The sequence below is a fragment of the Paenibacillus pasadenensis DSM 19293 genome (assembly GCF_000422485.1).
GTDB lineage: Bacteria > Bacillota > Bacilli > Paenibacillales > Paenibacillaceae > Paenibacillus_O > Paenibacillus_O pasadenensis.
This window is the reverse complement of sequence record NZ_KE383851.1, coordinates 150,276-168,668: the sequence shown is the minus strand read 5'-3', so window position 1 is coordinate 168,668 and position 18,393 is coordinate 150,276. Positions and strand designations below refer to the sequence as shown.

Below are 18,393 nucleotides of genomic sequence, written 5' to 3'. Positions count from 1 at the left end.
ACTTAAACCTCCTTGACGGCTGCGGCTTGGTCAGAGAGAGAACCGCTTCTGCTCGCGATAAGCTCGCGCGAATGCGGCGCCGTCGTAGCCGCTCGCATCCGGCGTCAGGCTCGGCAGCTCCACCGGTTGTCCGCCTCGCTCCTTGGACAATCGGGCCGCGATCGCGGCCAGCTCGGTCTCGATCACGGCCTCGAGCTGGACCGGCGCCGGGGCCTCGCCGCTAAAATACGGCATGACGGCCTCGAGCAAGGACCGATACAGTCGGCTGCTGTCAGCCGTGATGAATTCCACTCCGGACTGCGTAATCATCGTGGCGTAGAACGGATGGCTGCTCTCCGTCGCGCCTACGCTGACGATCCCCCGGCGCCCGTCCGACCAGGACAGCTCATATTGATCCTGTCCCGAATGCCCCAGATGGCGCACGCTGCGAATGCCCGGCCCCAGAAGCCCGTGCAGCAGCGTAAAGGCATGAATGCCATAGTAATACTCGTCGTTGGCACAGCCGGAAAGAGCGTAGATGAACGAATGCGGAGCCGCGGCTTGCCGCCTCAATGCCTGCACTTCTGGCGCATAACGCAAAGCGGAGCCGCCCGTGACGACCGCCCCCCGGCTTGCCCATTCTTTGATTTGCAGCAGGTCGCGGACATTGCCCGCTAGCGGCTTGTCGATAAAAACAGCTTTGCGGGCGTGGACAAAAGGCAGCGCCCTCGCGACATGAACATCCCAGTTGCAGCTATGAATAAAGGCCATATCGACTTGTTCGGCCATTTCCTCCACGGACGCATAGACCCGCTCGATGCCGTGATCGGACGCGAATGTTTCTGCATAGCCGGCTGGATTCACCTCTCCATGGTCGCATACGCCGACGACCTCGTGACCGAGGGATCGCAGGATGGGGATGAAGCTTTCGGGGTGAGACGTATCGGGATCCACCAGTCCGATTCGCAAGGCTTTCATGACGCAACGCCCCTTTTCTGCGCTACTCGGCGCGCCGACCTGCGGATACCCGCTCCAAATAATCGTCCAAGCGTTCGATTTGGAATTCCTGGATGATGTCTTCTATCGTGCATTCATCCGTCTCGCAGGAGATCAGAACGGAGCCCAAATGCCCGGGATCCGCGATGGCCACTTTTGATCCGTATTTGGATTTGAGCTGCCGCAAACGCTCCATATTGTAATCGAGATGCACGACCGCGCAATCCAGATTGACGGATGTCGTCGCGAAGTCGAAATAGCTGGTGCTGGATGCCAGCACCTCGCCGACCGGGGACAGCACCGCGCTTGGCAGGCCGCCTCCGATGGCGCCGACAAAATGCGATCGGCAGGAATAAGCCCAGTAAGGCTGCATGATTCCGCCATGATACAGAGAGGAAAAAAGGATCAAATCGGGCTTTGACTGGACGTATTGCAATCGCAGCCGGTCAAAGTTCAAATCAAAACAAATCGCGCATGCGACCCATCCGAAATCGCATGCGATGATCGGCGCCTCGGTGCCGCAAACGACGCCATAATCCTCGATTTCTCCCAACGTCAGATGGTTTTTCGCATACTCGCCGATCGGTTCGCCGTTTCGATCCAGCACGACGATTGAGTTTCGCCAGGTCCGATCCTCCTGCAGCCTCAAGGTCGGATACGCGATATAGCAGCCGTTCTCGCTCGCCATTTCGGAGAAGAGACGCTGAATTTTATCTCCGCGAACGCGGCAGTATTCATGCGTTTTGGCCGGCGACAAGAAAACATTGGACGGAATGTCGCAAAATTCAGGCAAAACGATTAGATCAGGCTGATCGGGAAGCACCTGGCTCAGCTTCTGTTGCAGGTGCTTCATCATGCGATCGACCATTTCCTCCGTCGCCAGCTGCTCCTCTACGTTGAACTCACGATTGCCGATCGTGCTGATTTTGACGTAATTGCTCATGGCTCAAGGCTCCCTTCGCGCCCGGACGGCATGCGGAAGATCCGATCAGCTCAGGACGGGTTGATCTCTTTGAATGAGAGACCGTATCGGCTCGGGCTTGCCGCTCTTCACGGATTTTATCGCCTGCAGCATCATCAACGTCGCGTACAGGCCGTCCATATGGTTGATCGGCGGCTCCGCATTCTGTCTCAAACTTTCGATGAACGCTTTATTCTCTTCGAGAATGCCGGTTTCCTTGCCGCGATACAAGATCGTTTCCTTGCCTTCTTCGCTGTAGATCAACGTCGTCAAGCGATCGGACAGCGTAACGGTCTTGTTCTCGGCGAACAGCTGCATGAAAAACTTGCTGGTGAAGGGCGGACATTTGCAATCGCCCTGAATCAAATTGCCGACGACATTGTCGTCGAAGCGGAAAATGGCGGCTATATTGTCCACTTGGGCATTTTGCTGGTAATAATTCGCCCCGGCCGCGTAGACATCGATCGGGTCCTTGCCGACCATGAACCTCATGATGTCGGCCGAGTGGCAGCCTTGCGACAGCACATTGCCGCCCCCGAACGTCGGATCGTTGGCCCATATGCCTGCCGGCCACTTGTCGTCCATCATCTGCATGCTGACCAGCAGCGGCTCCGGAATCAGTTCCTTCGCTTTCAACAGCATATCGTAATAGCGCATCTTGAACGCCGTCATCACCTTTTTGCCGCTTCGTTTGACGGCTTCGTCGATGCGCAAGCAGTCTTCCACATTCATGGCGAGCGGTTTTTCCACCATCACATGCTTGCCCGCTTCCAACGCCCGGATGCAATAATCGGCGTGCGTATTGTGCATGGTGGAGATATAAATCGCGTCGATCGTCTCGTCGGCGTACAGCCTTTCCGCATCGTCGGTCGCATAGTCCCCGCCGAACTCCTCCAGCAACTTCTGAGCGTTGCCCACATGCACATCGCAAAATGCAACCATATCCATACCGTCCAGCTGGCGGATGCATTCGGTATGAATCCTCCCGTTTTGTCCGCAGCCGATGAGTCCGGCTCTAAAAGTTCGCACCGTTTATCTCTCCCATTTTCAGAGCATGTATGATTCCGCAGTTGTCCGACCGTCTGATCCTCGGATAGGATCAGACGCTCCGAAGGAGGGCCTGCCAGGAATGATGGCTGCGGGCGTTCAACGGATCGCGCTCCCACTCGCTCGCTTCCATTCCTGCAGCCGACTCCAGGCAATGGCTCGCTGAAGCAAAAATCGTCCCCCGCAGCCCATTGTCGACGAGCTCCAGCTCGATATCCACCGGCGAGCTGAAGACAGCCGCGCGTTCTCCCATTCGCAGCTCTCGCAAGCCGAGCGCCGTCAATCGCCGATGCGCCGGGTCCGATAGGACCGCTTCGGCGTCGATCTCGCAGCCTTGCAGCCGGATGGACGTCGCTTTCTTCCCGAACTGCAGCTCTGCCCCGCCTTCAAATGAAATGACGCCTTCCTGCATCGAGACCTCACCGGCGGTCGCGGTGACGGCAAAGAGGAACGCTCCTTGCTTGACCTGCGACGGATAGGCAAGACGCCAGCGCTTGTATCGCGGAAAGCGCCCGTGCTTGATATCCTGCTCGCCGGCGTTGCCGTTCAAGCCGTAGATATAGGTCGGATGCCATGCCGGCTCCTCGATGTTGACTTGCCGGTCGTCCGGTCCATCCAAAATGCTGACGAACACTTCGCCCTTTTCTTCGTCGCTCAAGCCTTTGTCGCCATCCTTGATGCCTGCGATGAGGTTGGCCTGGCCGCCTGTAAGCCGATACTGGCCCGCTCCGAGATCCGTTGCGGCGCCCGAGCAATGCAAATGCGTCGCGAAATGGAGGGGGCGGCGGCCCTCGAACGAATCGGACAGGACGATGGCGCCGGTGCGCTGATCCACGACGATGATCCGCTCGGCTTGCTTCACCTCATGCCGGGGATGAAGCTCGTTCGTGATGACGGCATGCGCGTAGATGAATCGTTCGCCGATCAGGCAGCGGCGAATATACGAGCTTTTTTCCGGTCCGACATTTCCGTTCAAGTATTGCCCTTGCGTGTAGCAGCCCCCGTCGTCAAAGCACATGGAATTGCAGAGGGAGCTGTCTATGCCGTAGGTTCCGATGTCGATCAAAACGGGAGAACCGTCCGCGCTGAGCTGAATGCCGCCCATGGCCGGCGGGAACTCGCGGTTATGCGTCTGGATGTTGAAGCTGACGGAGCGGCCCGCTTTAAGCCCGGCGGTGAACGCCCCGGCGATCCGTCCGCCGGACGCAAACGTAATCATGCCGATATCCTTCGCAAAGAAGGGCCGCTCCGGATACGGCGCAGCCGCGCCTTGCCCCTGCGGAGCGAACAAGAAGTCGAATAATCCAAGCTCGACGTCTCCCGCCGTTTTTCGCTCTTGATCCACGAAGGTTCGATAGATGGAATCGATGCCCGGCGTCGGATGGAACCGGGTCAAAAAAGCCGTCAGGTAGCGATGCTCCCGCGTACGCAGTCCCCGCTGCAATTCCTGGCTGTTCGGCGCGTTGAAGCACGCCAGCATCGCGTGGCCGAGCCGGTCCAGAAAAGGACTCTCGTCCAGCTCGGGACGCTGTCCGCCAAACGTATGCGCCGCCGCCAGATAACGAATCAGATGAAAGGGGAAGTAGGTGACCCATACGTTTTTGCCGTCCTGCGGGAACAAGCGAAGGCTTTCGGCAAACAGCCCGTGAAAAAACGGAAGGGCTTTGCGTGCCGCCTCGAGATCGTCATAAAACGCCATGCAGGCGATCGCCGTTCCGTTCCATGTGCCGAGCGAATGAGGCTCCGGCGTCGGGCAGCCCATATACGCCCGCTGCAGAACGGTAAAGTCATACAATTTCCGGATGTACGTTCCGACCTTTTCCTTCATGCGCGTCTGCTCGGCCGCATCGAACAAATCGGAGCACCAATCCCAGGCAAGCCCGATCGCATACAGCTTCAGGGCGATGCCGCGATCGTTCTCTCCGCCCATGACGAGCGGGTCCGCTTTCCCCGACCAGGTCGCCAGCCGGCATAATTCATCGACTTTCGATTTTACGGACGCGCCGATCTCCCGATCCCTCGTCACCAGGTACGCCAGGCAGACGAGATCGAACTCGACGCTGCCCGGCGGGCCGCTTTTGATGCGCTCGACGATCGCCTGGAAGGCGGGATCTCCGGCCAACCGGCGGCGCAGCGGCTCCGCCTCATCCGCGTTCAGATAGACTCGCGGATGCCCTTTGCCTATCGGCGCCAGCTCGTGCAGCTTGCGGTCGTCGGTTTTGATTTCGATGAACTTGATCCGCTGCCAGTCGATCCGGCTGCGATCGCGTTCGACGAACTCCAGCCTCAATTCGGTTTCGTCGGCGTCGGCTTCGAAGCCAAAATCGGCATTCAGCCGGCTCGCTTCGATATCCTCCGGCCCGGGCATGTCAAACCACATTCCGCCCAGCAGTCTGCCGTTCACATACGTTCTGGCCATCGGCATGGCCATGACGCCGCTCAGATGATCGAAATCCCAAGGCCCGACGGGCTCAAGCGCCCCATCCGGCACCCGCACCATCGGAATCATCGCCGTATTCATGTCAAAGGCGCCGTCCAGCGTCTGCAGCCGGCAGCGATAGAGGCCCGGCGGCAATGACACTGTTAGGACGAGCCGATCGGCGTCCGCTTCGATATCCGTGATCCGGCCGGTCACGTCGCGCCATTCCGTCCCGTTGAACCGGTTCGGCGACGGCTGCAAATATGCGATCAAGTCGCGGTTAAGCACGCTGAGTCCCCCTTACCGCTGATGTAAGACAACTACTTCCTGCCCGCTGCGATGCGAGGCATAGATCGCTTGCACCGCAGCAACGACGCTGCGGCTGTATTCTCCGGAGCATTCGGGATTGACGTCCGTGCGGATGCTGCTGAGCAAGTCGCGGTATTGCAGGACGAACGGAGGGGCTTCCTGCGACGCCTCTACCGACCGATATTCGCCGGATTGGCCGATCCAAAGCCCAGCTCCGGTGCTCAGCTTCAGCATGCCTTCCGTAAACACAAATTCCGTTTCGTCCCTGTTCACGCCGCCGTATCCGCTTTGGCTGATCGTACACGGCACGCCTCGGTCCGTTTGGACCCATGCCGTCACGCTGCCTTCAATGTCTCCCTTGGCGCCGTAATGGCTGACCGAGGCTTTGACCTGCACGATTCTGCTGTCCGTCAGCCATTGAATTTTATCGATGGAATGCGATCCAAGGTTCATCGCAATTCCGCCGCCCGATTTTGCGCTCTCGAAAAACCAGGCCGGCCGGTTCGGGGAATAATAATCGACATGCCGCACATCGTTGATCATGACCAGCTTGCCGAGCCGACCGCTTTGAATGATTTCCTTGGCGATCCGATTTTCGGCAAAATAATGCTGGGTGTGGCCGACCATGAGCTTGATCCGGCTTTCGCCTACCGTCTTTATGATTTCATCGCATGCCTCGACGTCGATGGCCATCGGTTTTTCCAGCAAAATATGGCAGCCGCTGCGCGCGCACCAGATCGCGCACTCTTTATGCAAATGATGCGGCAGCGTAATGACCACGATATCCGGCCGCTCGATCTCGACCATGCGCCGATAATCGGCATACGCTCGAACAGGATGCTGAGCGGATGCCTTGCGGGCCCGCTCCTCGTCGATGTCGGCGATCGCAACCGCCTCGATCTCGTTCATTTCCGCCAGAGCCTGCAGATGCAAGGAGCTGATGGCTCCAGCTCCGATTATGGCCGCCTTGAACATCGTTCACCTCCAAATATGACGTCGCGATTCCCGTTGCGAGCAGCGAATGCAGGGTCATCGGCCTTAAGGACATGGACATCGGCCATGGCCGAGCTCGCCCTCACTCCTCGCGATCGCCGATCGCGGAAGGCCATTCTCCCCATGCGACCGTCAGATCCTCCCAAGGGAAAAAGGACGGAATCGAGGCGAAGGGTTCATTCAAAAATGGCAGCTCCTCGCTTGTCACGCCGTCAATGGCCGCTATCGGCTGCTCGATTCGAGCGCCGTTGATCGTCGCATACCGCGTCGCCATCGCTCCCGGACTCCAGGAGGTTTCAAGCTCAAGCGGCGGCCTGGCTTTGCCGGCAGGGCGTCTGTACCGCACCCGGCGCGTAGTCCAGTAATAGTCGGTAAACTGAGCGGATTCAAACTCCTCCGCGAACTCGGCCAGAGAGGCGTACTCCGAAACGCTCGCATGCTCGGCTACGAATCCGCCGAAAAGGAATCGAAGCTCGTCTCGGGCAAAGCTTCGCTCCTCCCCTTCATACAGGCTGGAGCAGATGAAATTATAGTTCCCCTTTGATTCCAGGCGGATCGAAACCGGCCTCTGGCTTGGCGTGTAGACCATGGGACGGAAGGCCGACAGCAGCTTCCCGGTGCGGCAGACGATCCATTCTCCGTGCTGCACCTCTCCGGACCAGTCCTTCCGCGGAATGCCTCCGACGATCAGCTCCTCTACGTCTCCTCCGTGCGTCGACAAGATGATCTGCTCGCGGATGGCCGACAACGGCTTGCGGGCCGCCGCCTCGTCGAAAGACGGATGCGGATGCGTGAGCACCAAAGCCGTAGATCCGGACTGGATCGTAAACGTGTTGGCCCAGGAGGAGAGGATGTCGGCTTCTCCGACATTGGCATATTCCCGATCGCCGTCTCTTGCCCGGACTTTCGTTCCCGGCACGTCGCCGTTGACCGCCAGCTTCGTGAAGATCGTTCCGATATCCCGATAGGACTCAACCTGATCCTGCCGCTTGTAGGTGACGAAGTAGCTGTTGTTCTGATCCATGCTGCCGAACGGCGCGCTGGACGTTCCGAGCGCGAAGTCGCGGTGCAGCACCGTTTCGATCCGGCTTGTTCTTGCCAGGAAGTCCGTGCCTTCGCCGGCTCCCAATTCGCAGGAGGCGACCGCTCGGAACGGAAACGGCTTGGCGTCGAACAGCCGCAAGGCCGTGTCGGGGATATCGTAGTGTCCGCCGGCGAACCAGCAGAATTGCGCGACATTGAACGGAACGTCTCCCATATGGTGAAGGACAAGGTCGTCGGGCTTGTCGAACAGCAGCATCGGAGACGGGTGGACCCGGTCGCCCAGACAGAACCAAAGCAGGCTGGAGATGCAGCTGGCATGCGCGGCCGTGTCCACGGTGTAGGCGCGCGAATACGGTCCCGCGAGCACGCCCATTTCCGGGTGGAACCGGGCGGCCAGATCGATCCAAAGGCGCTGCTCGATCCCGGACGCCAGAAGGCGCGCTTCCTCGTTTTGCGCCTGAGCGGCGATCTCCCCCATGGCGCGGATCGTCAAGCCCGAATACGTCGGCGAGTTGAACTCGCTGTTGATGCCGTTCCGGACCAGCATCGCCCTGAATTGCCTTAGATTCCAAAGTCCATAGTCGACCGCTTCCTCGCAGCCGAGCATTTCCCCGCCGAGAATCAGCCCTGCCGTCGCCTTGGCAGGCATGTTGTCGTTGTAGCCGTGGAATTGAAAGTCCGGCTGCCGGTTGCCCGGCTTGAACGAAAACCCGTCTCGCACGAGACGCTCGAGCTCTTGCCGGACGGCTGCCGACATTTTGTCGCGATGAGCGACTAACAGGCTGGCGGCTATATTGGTATTGAAAATGTTAAACCGGATCGCCCCGTACTTTTCCGTCTCGCCTTTTGCGACGATGGCATCCGCCCATTCGGCTTCTCCCGCTGCGTACATGGCGCCGGCCAGCCAGTACCGTTCCCTTGTGTGGGGCGGCGTGGTGTCGGCCAGCCATTCGCCTTCGCGGTCATACCATTGTCCGGCGGCATCGACCGCCCTCGCCATGAACCGTTGCGTTCGTTCGCGGAAGCCCTGTCCGTTTCCGCTATTGGAACGCTGCTCTGCTTGATTTTCGACCATCGGGATTCCTCCTGACCGCTTACCCCTTTACGGAGCCGAGCGTAGCCCCTTCCATAATCCATCTTTGGAAAAACATAAAGACCAATACGGAAGGAATCATCGTGATGATGACGCCGGCGAACAATGTCACCCAATCGTTGGTGTACTGCATCAGCATGTTGGCATGGTAAATATTGACGCCGATCGTATATTTGCTCGAGTCGCTTAAATAAATGAAAGGCTCCAGGAAGGAATTGTACAGGCCGATGAATTTGAAGATCGCTACCGTGACGATCCCCGGCATGGAGAGCGGCACGATGATGCGGATGAACATTTTAAATATCGACGCGCCGTCGATCGTCCCGCTCTCCTCCAGCTCGCGCGGCAGCGACCGCATGAACCCGCCCAGCAGCATGAGGAAAAAGACGCTTTCCCCCAGGCAGTTCAGCAGAATGAGGCCGGTAAGGCTGTTGGTCAGATGCAGATCGCGCATGAGGATATACTGCGGGATCAGCGCATTGATGCCCGGCAGGAACAGCGAGAGCATGATCATGCCCCAGATGAATTTCCTGCCTTTAAATTCAATGCGGGTGAGCGCGTAGGCGTTCAGAGCGGTCAGGAACGTGCCGATCACGAGGCTCGCCCCGACGTAATACAGCGTATTGAGCATCGCGGTCAGGAGATTGTAGTTGAGCCAAGCCTTCTTGTAGTTCATCCATTGGGGATGATCCGGCAACGTCCACACATTTTGGAAAAACTCCGGATTCGTCTTCAGCGATTCATAGAGAACCCATACGATCGGAAAAAGAATGGTTAACGACCAGGCGATGAGTACAAGCCACCAAATCAGGTCGATATAACTGCGCCGCTCCTTCATGGTTCACCACCTTTAATATTCGTAACCGCGGTCTGGCAAAAGCTTGTCGACCAGCAGCTTGGCTCCGACAAGAATGACGAACAAGAACATCCCGATCGCCGAAGCGTAGCCGTAGTTCTGGACTTGCTCCCCGAAGGCCATGTTGAACATATAGAGGCCGATGACGTCGGTAGAGCCTGCCGGACCGCCGCGCGTGAGGATGAGGATCAGATCGAGGCTCTTCAGCGTGCCGAGCACGAGGAAGATGGCGCTCACCCGGATCAAAGGCGTAATGAGCGGGATCGTAATGCGGAACAGCCGCGTCATATGCCCCGCCCCCTCCAAAATGGCGGCTTCGTATAAACTCTTGGGAATCGTAGTCATGGCATTCATGAAAATGACGATGTACAATCCGACGCCCGCCCATACGTACGGAGGCAGCACCGCATACATGGCCGTCCGGGTGTCCCCGAGCCAATAAAAGCCGTCCATGTCGATGCCGAACACCTTCAGCAGCGCGTTCAGCAGGCCGAAGCTGCCATCGTAGATGAACGCCCACAGCAAGGAGACGACTACGGTAGACAAGACGTTGGGGAAGAAAAAGAGCACCTTGTAAAACGACGTGCCCTTGTAGCCTTTGTTGGTCAGAAGGTAGGAAAGCACCAAGGAAATCAAAATGACGCAAACCGGCACGGTGGCCATATAGAATAAATTGTGGCCGAGCGCTCGCCATACATAACGATCGTTGAAAAGGCGGACGTAGTTTTCAAAATAAATGAACTTCGGCTCCGTAATGCCGTTCCAATCCAGCAGCGAGTAGTAGATCGACAGTAGATTGGGATAAAGCGCAAACAGCAGGTAACCGCCAAAGGTCGGCACGATGGCAAAGGTGAGGAAGATCCACTTTTGAACATTCGCCCTTTGCAGCAGGCTGCTTCGCTTCGGTCTAGTCAGGTCGCGATCTGTTCGAAGTGTAGCCAAGGTTCAGCGCTCCTTTCTTGAGGTCAGCCGATAAGAAAGGAGGGGGCCTCCCCCCTCCTTGGCGGATTTACTTGCCCTGTGCGTCGATCGCTTTCTTGAGGTAGTTTTCCGCTTCCTGAAGCTTCGGCTGCGGATCCTGTTTTCCGGTCGCGATCTGTGTAATCGATTCGGACATGACCTTGTTCGCCTGCTCGAATGCGGGGTCCGTCAACGTAACGTCTGCGGAGCCCGAATCCATTTTTACTTTATTGTCCTTCATATAAGCCAGGAATGCGCTAGGCAAGCTCTGGAGCTTCTCCAAGCGGGACGCGTCGTCGGCAAAGTCCGCTCTCAGAGGAATCATGCCGCCCTTTTCCGCGATCTGCAGTTGATTGTCCAGGTTCCACAGCCAGACGATGAATTCCTTGGACCAGTTCTTGTTCAGCTAAGGCTTGGCCGCCCAGATCAGGAAGCCCGAGCCCGGTGTGAACGTAATCCATTTCGTATTGTCAGGCTTCTCGGCCATTGGAACCGTCATGTAGCCCCATTTGAAGCCTTCCGGCGTCGACTGCTTCATTTCGTTCTCGACCCAGGTGCCCGTCGCCACCATCGCCGCTTTGCCTTGTACGACCTGCATTTGAGATTGCGTATGATTCAATGCGGCAAGGCCGCTCGGGAAGTAGCCCTTCTTGCCCATATCATAGATCCGGTTCCAGCGCTCGACGTTTTCGGCAGCGAGGAAGTAAGGCTGATTGAACTTGTGGTAATCCTCATACACCTTATCCAGCGTGCCGTTCTCCTCCGCCAGCTCGTATACCTTGGGCGGGCCGAACGCGTTGGTGATATAATCCGGATACACGCCGGGGAACGTAATCGGATATAAGCCGGCCGCTTTAATATCCTCGCAAAGCTTCAAAAACTCGCTCCACGTTTTCGGGTTCTCGTTCCAGCCGTTTTGCTCGAACAAAGATTTGTTGTACATCAGACCGGATCCGCTTGCCGAGATCGGGAAGGCGTACGTATTTCCCTTCGTGCGCGGAGACGACTCAAAGCTGCCTTCGAAGGAAACCTCTTTCAGCGTCTTACCGCTTCCGTCATACGCTTTTCGGTCCCACAGGTCTTCCTGCGATTCAAGCTTGCCCGCTTCGACGTAGCTCGCGATGCCTCCCGGTATGCTTCCCGAGAACAGATCGAACATGTCCTTGTCGTCATTCGCCGCGATTTTCGTTTGCGTGACCTGCGAGATCGTAGGGGAGTACGTGACGTCGAACGAGACGTTGGGGAATTTCTGCTTGAAGGATTCGAGAGCGTAGTCGAACCATTCGCGGCCCATTCCGCCTTCAAAAAAACCGACCTTCAGCGTTACTTTTTCGTCCTTCGGCAGCCCGTTCTCCGAATAGACCTGGGCGCCCGCGTCCGTCTCGCCGGCCGAGGCATTGACCGGTGCGGGAGAATTGGCGGCATTGTTCGAGGAATTGCTGCTGCAAGCGGTAAGTGAAGTAAGAACAACGAGCGATGCAAGTGATACTGAAGTCGCTTTCAAAACCTTTTTCATGTAGACCCTCCTTGGAAGTTAGAAGTCATGGTTTTGCTGAATTAGCCTTCGTATAAATGCTTGTTCTTACACGCAATCGACGAGCGGCTCACCTCCCGCATGGGCTCCATCCGATTGGAACCGATTGAACCCCGCCCAATCTGCTGTATATTTGATTTACTTTACTTAAGCCAATTTTAAGCAGGTATCGCCCGGTTGTCAAACTAAATTTCTCATCATATACAGCAGATTGGATAAAAAAGTGAGTTTATAGAAAAATAGTACAGCAAAAAGGGAGGGAATCCTCCCTCCCTACCCGTTGACAAGCAGTTCCTCCACCTTGGCGCACAGCTCTTCCTCGGTGATGAGATCCGACCAATACCTTTTCAACAGCCGGCCGAGCTGGTCGAACGCTTCCGCCGATAGATTCAGGCGGCTGCGCGAGCTGTACGTCGCCATGATCTCACGGAAGAGCGGATAGCGCGACGGCCGGTTGATCGAATCCCGCTCTTCCAGACGGATTTCATTCAGCGATCTGACCGCCGGTATGCTGTTCGTCCACTTGCGGATCATGCCCTGGGCTCTCGAGGAAGCCAAATAATCGACGAGCAGACGGGCAGCCACATGATCGGTCTTGCGCATGGACACCCCGATCGTGTGGAGCATCGTAGCGGGCGCTTCAATGAACGGAGCCGGCGACAAGTCGAAGTCGATGGACGAGTCCTTCAGCTCGTTCAAAGCCATGTAGCTGGCCAGCATCATCGATACTTTGCCCTGACGAAACAGGTCCATGACATCCTTATTGTCCTCGATCAGGAAGCCAAGGTAGTTGTCCTGCGCCTTGATGATGCGCTTGCACAACCGAATGCTCTCGAGCAGCTTGCTGCCTTGAAGTCTGAATCCGCCGCTCGGGTCCGGCCCGATCTCTTCCCCGCTCTGCATGAGAAACACCGGCCAGCGCAAGGAGGACACCATGATGAAGTATAGCCCCAGCCTCCCGTCCGCCCCTCTGGACAGCGTCTCGGCATGCTTCAGCGCATCCTCCCATGTCCAGCTCCCATCCGGTTCGGGGACTTGCGCTTCGCTGAAGTGAGTCCGGTTGTACGCGAGTACGATAGGGGAAAAGACGATAGGGACGGCATACTGCAGCGATTGATGGCTGAACACGTCGTTCAGAAACGGATAAATCTCCTTTTCCGCTTTCAACGGCTCGAGCATGCTCAGCGCTCCGCTTTCTTTCAGCTCCTGGAAATGAAGGCTGTTCTGCGTGAAGACGTCAATGACCTCGTTTTCCAAATAGCTCTCGATCTGGCTCGTGTAGTTGGTGATCGTGATCGTCATGATCTTGACGCGTATATGAGGGTACAGCTCGTTGAAGTCGTCCAGCAATTTCGAAAGGAGGATGTCCTTCTCGATCGAAGAACTGACGCCTAGCGTAACGACCGTCGATTCATGGCCTTTTTCCGTCACTTTGCTTCCGACCCGATTCACTTTGACGATCAGGCCTTCCGCTACCAGCTCGTCAAGCCCTTTCCGGATGGATTTGTTGCTCAATCCGTACAGCTGGACCAGCTCGGACTCCGAAGGAAGAAACTCGCCCGGTTTATAAGTGCCGTCCAAGATCCGGTCCCGCAGCTGATCAATCATGAATTTCAATCGAGACCGGAATTTAGTACGACCTGATTTAGGTTGATTCCCCATTTGAATATGAGCCGCCACCTTTCGAGACGCATGTTCGTTGCATGAATAGCATTTTTCTTAAATCTAAACGATTGAACCTTCAAAGTAAAGCGATCTGCTGTATAACTTCTGACTTTTCGGAAATGCAAACAAGCCATCGGGCCGCAAGGGAGGATCTCCCTGCGCCGCGATGGCTTTAAGCTCAGGCGATAGCGCCCGACTTTTTGCCGGCTTCGGCCATGCTCTTAACTTCCCATTCGAACTTCACGTCCTGATTTGGAGGACTCATAGATGGCGTCGATGATCCGATTGTTGAGGTATCCGGTTGCGGCTGAGGGCAGAGGCTCCTTCCCTTCGAGGACGCATTCGACAAAGTGCCGGCTTAACAGCAGCCGCTCGTCGGCTTTCTCATCCGGCGTCATCTCGATGTCGACCTTTCGATCGAACAGCTCCGCATGCAGCACGCCGGAATTCAGCTTGATCGTCGCCCCGCCCTCGGTTCCCATAAGCTGCAGCAGCATGCCGTCCTCGTTGCCGTTGTGGCTGGCCCAGCTTACGTCGAACAGCAGCGTCGCGCCATCCTCCATCTTCACGAACGCCGTCGCGAGATCCTCCACGTCAAAATAGCCGTTCCAGTCGTGGGTTCCCCAATTGCCGATGCCGAGCTTGCGAGGTCCGAAGCTCGCATAAGTCGAGCCCGATACGCTGGCCGGCGTCGGGTTGCCCATCAGATACAGCGCCAGATCAAGCAAATGGATGCCGACGTCAATGAGAGGCCCTCCGCCGGAATGCTCCATCCGCGTAAACCACGAGCCCCAGCCGGGGATATTTTTACGGCGCAGCCAATTCGCCTTGACATAATAGATCGTGCCCAGCTTGCCTTCCTCAATCAGCTTTTTGAGCTGCCTCGCCGGCCACACCCACCTGAGCTGATGGGCAATCATGAGCGTTTTGCCGGACTTGAGATGCGCCTCTTGGATGCGAGCGGCCGCCTCTGCATTGATGCCCATCGGCTTCTCGAGCAGCACATGCTTGCCGGCTTGAAGCGCCTGGATCGCCAGATCGGCATGCCATTTGTTGGGGACGCCCAGGACAACGGCGTCGATCTCCTCGCTCGCGATCATCTGATCTGCGGAATCGAAGACGCGTTCGATGCCGAGCTCGGCGGCAGCCTTTTGCGCGAGCGGCAGATGGGCGTCGGCCATGCCCGCGACGACGGCGTTGTCGAGCTGCTTGAACGTCGCGGCATGGATCTGGCCGATGGCGCCGGCTCCGATGATTCCGATGCGAAGGCTCATCGCTTTTCCTCCTGAGCTAAAAGCTCGTTCCACTGCTGTTTGACGAGCTGCAGGCTTCGAACCATGGCCGGCATCGGATCGTGGTCATAGGGCTCGTGCTCCAACGTCAGCGCCCCTTGGTAGCCGATCGCATGCAGCTCGCGAAGCGTCCCCTTGATGTCGACGACGCCTTCGCCCAGCCCGCACGAGTCATGCGCGCCTGCCGCGAGAACGTCCTTCAGGTGAACATGCTTCAAATACGGCGCAAGCTCGCCGACGGCAGCGCTGACATCGCAGCCGTTCGTGCCGAACCATCCCGTATCCAGCGCAGCCCCGATCCAGGGCGAATAAGGGGAAATCTTCTCGATGATCTCCTGCGCATTGCGCTCCGGATGATTTTCCAGTCCAAAGAAAATTCCGTATCGCTGCGACAGCTCGACAATCAGCTCCGCATTCGAGACGTTGAAGCTGCTCGCGAGCAGCGGAGCGCCGATCGCGCGGGCGATCTCGAATCGACGGGCTCCCTCCTCAAGCGTCATGTTCGGCGATGAGAACGAAGCGGTATAGGACACGACGGAGAGCTCGTACTTATCCAGCAGCTCGCGCGCCTTGCGCACCATCTCGTCCGTCGCCGTCTCCGGGTGCAGATGCCCCACCCATAGCTCGATCGCATCGAATCCATTTTCTTTGATGCCGCTGATCAGCGACTCGAACTTCAGCTCGAATTGACTGCCGTGGAAGCTCCGAATCGTCGCTTCCGTGCATCGTCCCCAATCCTTGAACCAGTCCGTCACATCCTTGTAGCCGACTTCCTTCGCCACGTAGTTCGCCGTCATGAACGCCCATTCCATCCCGTACCTCTCCTCGCTTCCTAAGCTTCGTGCGGCTGACTCAGCCTTCCAGCCACTCCATCAGCCGATGATTGGTGGCAATCGCCGCAACGCCGACTACGCCGGGATCCCTGCTCAGCTGCAGGTCACATCGGACGTCGATGACGCACAGCCGCTTCAGGTATTCTTTCACTTCATCCAATAATGCCTCTCCAAGCGCCTCAACGGTCACGCCGCCCAGCACCACGTCCGTAATGTCAAGAGCGGCGACCAGGTTGGAGATGCAGAGCGCCAAATGCGAAGCGATGTAACGGATCATCTCCTCGAAAGGACCGCGATGCGTCGTCGGATAGCCCCCCGCTTGTCCGTCGTTCAGGATGTTCTCCAGGAAGCTCCACTTGCCGATCAACGGATGAATGCCGAGCCTTCCTTCGATCCAGCCCACCTCCGTCTTGGACATTCGGAAGGCTGGATCGAAGGAGGTGAAGGCGATCTCGCCGGCCAGGCTATGCTTGCCGCGACGGATTTGGCCGTCCAGGATAATGCCCGCGCCAATGCCTGAGCCGAGCGAGACATACAGCAGATCTTGCAGCGCTTCTCCGCTTCGCGTGATGTACTCGCCCCATGCGGCTGATTTGACATCATTGTCGATGGAGACGGGCAGTCCGATTTGCTCGCTCAGCCGATCGATGAGGCTTCTGCAGTCTCTTCTTTCTTTGACGCCGACGATAGGAGCGGCGAACTCGATCTGAGCCGTGTCCGGATCCACGACTCCGGGGATGCCGATGCCGACGCCGAGAATGCTCGGCCGGGCTTCCCCGAACTCCTCCATGAAAGCCCGCAGGATGACCGGCAGCCGAAGCTCGAGCATCTCGTCCAGGTTGGCGACTGCCTTGAACCTTTTCCGATGCTTGATATTCCCGTTCAAATCGACGAATCCGACATCCAGATAATCGCCTTCATACACGACTCCGATCGACCATGCGGCATCCGGATTGAAGCGGATCAGCTGAGGCTTCCTTCCTGCCGTGGAGATGCTTCCCTCGCCTAATTCGATGACCAGGCCCTTCTCCTGAAAATAACTGACGATCTTGATGACCGTAGGAGAACTGATTCCCGTTCGCCTGCTGATCTCGGCTCTGGAGATGCTGTCTACCGAAGACAATAAGTCGAATACCGTCTTGCGGTTCATATCTTTCAGATGGGTTTGAATGAAGCTCGCCATGAATGTCCCTCTTCTCATTAGTTAAGAAAGCTTATTAACCAAATATAGAGGGACGACCGCGCCCCGTCAATGACACGGGGCTATCGGTTTCCCCTTCCAGTCCTGCCGCTAAACGCCGTGCCAGAGATCGATCGGTTTCTTTACTTGGGGACGAAACGGAAGCTCCACCTTGTTCCCCGTTCGGGCAGATTCGTAGGCGGCATAGATGATTTCCAGGACAGCCCTTCCGTCTTCTCCGGTTACCAAAGGCGTCTTGTCATAGGCGATGCATTCAATGAAGTGCTTGAGCTCTTGCGGATAGCCGTAGTTGAACGCTTCCTCGTAGATCGTAAACGTCCAGCCCTTTGTCGTTCCCGCCTTCTCCGCCGCATAATCGTACCCGTCCACGCTGTAGGTCAAGGCGGAGTTGCCCATGACCATATCCGCGTAGCTGACGCCTTTTGTACCATGAACCTCGATCTTGTCGTCCATGCCGCCATGCTTCGCCCAGCTGTCTTCCGCAACGCCGAGCACGCCTCCCTCGAATTCGATGAGGAGAACGGCGTTGTCCTCGCCTTTCGTAATCTCGTTGTGCAGCACGGTCTGCATATGTGCCTTTACGCTCTTCACGCCCGGGTTCCCGCCGAGCATCCAGCGGAACCATTGGATGGCATGGCAGCCCATGTCCATCACCACGCCGCCGCCGGACAGATCCATGTCATAGAACCAAGGGCTGTGAGGACCGGAATGCTTCTCGGTCTGCTTCAGCATATAAATTTCGCCTATCGCGCCATCCTGAACGAGCTCGCGAACGCGTTCATACTTCGGGGCAAAGCACAATTCCTCGGCATACATGAGCTTGACGTTCTGCGCCTTGCAGGTCGCGATCATATCGTCCGCTTCTTCAAGCGTGACGCAGAGCGGCTTCTCTATGATGACATGCTTGCCGGCATTGGCGGCGGCGATGCAGACCCTATGGTGGAGAAAGTTTGGGAGGCAAATGTCGACGACGTCGCAGCCCGATTCCGCGAGCAGCTGGCCGATGTCTGAATAAGCCTGCGGAATATGATGCTTGGCTGCGAATTGCTTGGCTTTATCCAGATCTCTCGCATAGACGGCGACGACTTCCGATTCCGGGACGAAACGACGATAGCACTCTGCATGGTAATCCGAGATGAACCCGGCTCCGAAAATAGCCACCTTTACTTTTTTCATCCTCCATGGCCTCCTTCGTGGAATTAGACCGGCTC

At 57.1% G+C, this 18,393-nt stretch carries 15 protein-coding genes; all 15 read right to left on the bottom strand.

What is annotated here, in order from left to right; all coding sequences use genetic code 11:
- Positions 1–30: 30 nt before the first annotated feature.
- Positions 31–957, bottom strand: a complete 927-nt coding sequence (locus H582_RS0117700; RefSeq protein ID WP_028599584.1) for a Gfo/Idh/MocA family protein — start codon at positions 955–957, stop codon at positions 31–33.
- 22 nt (positions 958–979) lie between these two features.
- A complete protein-coding gene (locus H582_RS28285; protein WP_052333393.1) occupies positions 980–1,918 on the bottom strand; it encodes a carbon-nitrogen hydrolase family protein in 939 nt (312 codons plus the stop codon).
- 45 nt (positions 1,919–1,963) lie between these two features.
- Complete coding sequence (locus tag H582_RS0117690) at positions 1,964–2,965, bottom strand: Gfo/Idh/MocA family protein (RefSeq protein WP_084137404.1); 1,002 nt, start codon at positions 2,963–2,965, stop codon at positions 1,964–1,966.
- 70 nt (positions 2,966–3,035) lie between these two features.
- Positions 3,036–5,690, bottom strand: a complete 2,655-nt coding sequence (locus H582_RS0117685) for a hypothetical protein (protein ID WP_127464333.1) — start codon at positions 5,688–5,690, stop codon at positions 3,036–3,038.
- A 12-nt stretch (positions 5,691–5,702) separates the two neighbouring features.
- Positions 5,703–6,686 carry a Gfo/Idh/MocA family protein gene (locus H582_RS0117680; RefSeq protein WP_028599581.1) on the bottom strand — a complete coding sequence of 328 codons (984 nt, stop codon included), beginning with the start codon at positions 6,684–6,686 and terminating at the stop codon, positions 5,703–5,705.
- 100 nt (positions 6,687–6,786) lie between these two features.
- Positions 6,787–8,823, bottom strand: a complete 2,037-nt coding sequence (locus tag H582_RS0117675) for a hypothetical protein (RefSeq protein WP_028599580.1) — start codon at positions 8,821–8,823, stop codon at positions 6,787–6,789.
- A 19-nt stretch (positions 8,824–8,842) separates the two neighbouring features.
- Positions 8,843–9,679 (bottom strand): carbohydrate ABC transporter permease, encoded by an 837-nt coding sequence (locus H582_RS0117670; RefSeq protein WP_028599579.1) that lies wholly within the window; start codon positions 9,677–9,679, stop codon positions 8,843–8,845.
- A gap of 12 nt (positions 9,680–9,691) precedes the next feature.
- The gene (locus H582_RS0117665) at positions 9,692–10,639 is read right to left on the bottom strand and encodes a carbohydrate ABC transporter permease (protein WP_052333392.1); all 948 of its coding nucleotides are present in this window, start codon (positions 10,637–10,639) and stop codon (positions 9,692–9,694) included.
- 67 nt (positions 10,640–10,706) lie between these two features.
- Positions 10,707–10,940 (bottom strand): hypothetical protein, encoded by a 234-nt coding sequence (locus H582_RS32070; RefSeq protein ID WP_127464334.1) that lies wholly within the window; start codon positions 10,938–10,940, stop codon positions 10,707–10,709.
- Positions 10,941–11,063: 123 nt separating this feature from the next.
- Positions 11,064–12,173 carry an extracellular solute-binding protein gene (locus tag H582_RS28280; protein ID WP_127464335.1) on the bottom strand — a complete coding sequence of 370 codons (1,110 nt, stop codon included), beginning with the start codon at positions 12,171–12,173 and terminating at the stop codon, positions 11,064–11,066.
- A gap of 291 nt (positions 12,174–12,464) precedes the next feature.
- Positions 12,465–13,799, bottom strand: a complete 1,335-nt coding sequence (locus H582_RS0117655) for an extracellular solute-binding protein (protein WP_164820101.1) — start codon at positions 13,797–13,799, stop codon at positions 12,465–12,467.
- A gap of 278 nt (positions 13,800–14,077) precedes the next feature.
- Positions 14,078–15,130: a Gfo/Idh/MocA family protein gene (locus H582_RS0117650; protein ID WP_028599576.1), complete on the bottom strand. Its 1,053-nt coding sequence runs from the start codon at positions 15,128–15,130 to the stop codon at positions 14,078–14,080.
- Entirely contained in the window at positions 15,127–15,960 is an 834-nt protein-coding gene (locus H582_RS0117645) for a sugar phosphate isomerase/epimerase family protein (protein WP_028599575.1), read from the bottom strand. Before H582_RS0117645 ends, H582_RS0117650 begins: the two co-directional genes overlap by 4 nt.
- 40 nt (positions 15,961–16,000) lie before the next feature.
- Positions 16,001–17,164: an ROK family transcriptional regulator gene (locus tag H582_RS0117640; protein WP_028599574.1), complete on the bottom strand. Its 1,164-nt coding sequence runs from the start codon at positions 17,162–17,164 to the stop codon at positions 16,001–16,003.
- A gap of 108 nt (positions 17,165–17,272) precedes the next feature.
- The gene (locus H582_RS0117635; RefSeq protein ID WP_043111530.1) at positions 17,273–18,358 is read right to left on the bottom strand and encodes a Gfo/Idh/MocA family protein; all 1,086 of its coding nucleotides are present in this window, start codon (positions 18,356–18,358) and stop codon (positions 17,273–17,275) included.
- Between the last annotated feature and the right edge of the window lie 35 nt (positions 18,359–18,393).

What these genes read in the sequence shown, in the direction of transcription:
- H582_RS0117700 (WP_028599584.1), bottom strand. Translation starts at nt 957, where the DNA reads ATGAAAGCCTTGCGAATCGGACTGGTGGATCCCGATACGTCTCACCCC.
- H582_RS28285 (WP_052333393.1), bottom strand. Translation starts at nt 1,918, where the DNA reads ATGAGCAATTACGTCAAAATCAGCACGATCGGCAATCGTGAGTTCAAC.
- H582_RS0117680 (WP_028599581.1), bottom strand. Translation starts at nt 6,686, where the DNA reads ATGTTCAAGGCGGCCATAATCGGAGCTGGAGCCATCAGCTCCTTGCAT.
- H582_RS0117675 (WP_028599580.1), bottom strand. Translation starts at nt 8,823, where the DNA reads ATGGTCGAAAATCAAGCAGAGCAGCGTTCCAATAGCGGAAACGGACAG.
- H582_RS0117670 (WP_028599579.1), bottom strand. Translation starts at nt 9,679, where the DNA reads ATGAAGGAGCGGCGCAGTTATATCGACCTGATTTGGTGGCTTGTACTC.
- H582_RS28280 (WP_127464335.1), bottom strand. Translation starts at nt 12,173, where the DNA reads ATGAAAAAGGTTTTGAAAGCGACTTCAGTATCACTTGCATCGCTCGTT.
- H582_RS0117655 (WP_164820101.1), bottom strand. Translation starts at nt 13,799, where the DNA reads ATGATTGATCAGCTGCGGGACCGGATCTTGGACGGCACTTATAAACCG.
- H582_RS0117650 (WP_028599576.1), bottom strand. Translation starts at nt 15,130, where the DNA reads ATGAGCCTTCGCATCGGAATCATCGGAGCCGGCGCCATCGGCCAGATC.
- H582_RS0117645 (WP_028599575.1), bottom strand. Translation starts at nt 15,960, where the DNA reads ATGGAATGGGCGTTCATGACGGCGAACTACGTGGCGAAGGAAGTCGGC.
- H582_RS0117640 (WP_028599574.1), bottom strand. Translation starts at nt 17,164, where the DNA reads ATGGCGAGCTTCATTCAAACCCATCTGAAAGATATGAACCGCAAGACG.
- H582_RS0117635 (WP_043111530.1), bottom strand. Translation starts at nt 18,358, where the DNA reads ATGAAAAAAGTAAAGGTGGCTATTTTCGGAGCCGGGTTCATCTCGGAT.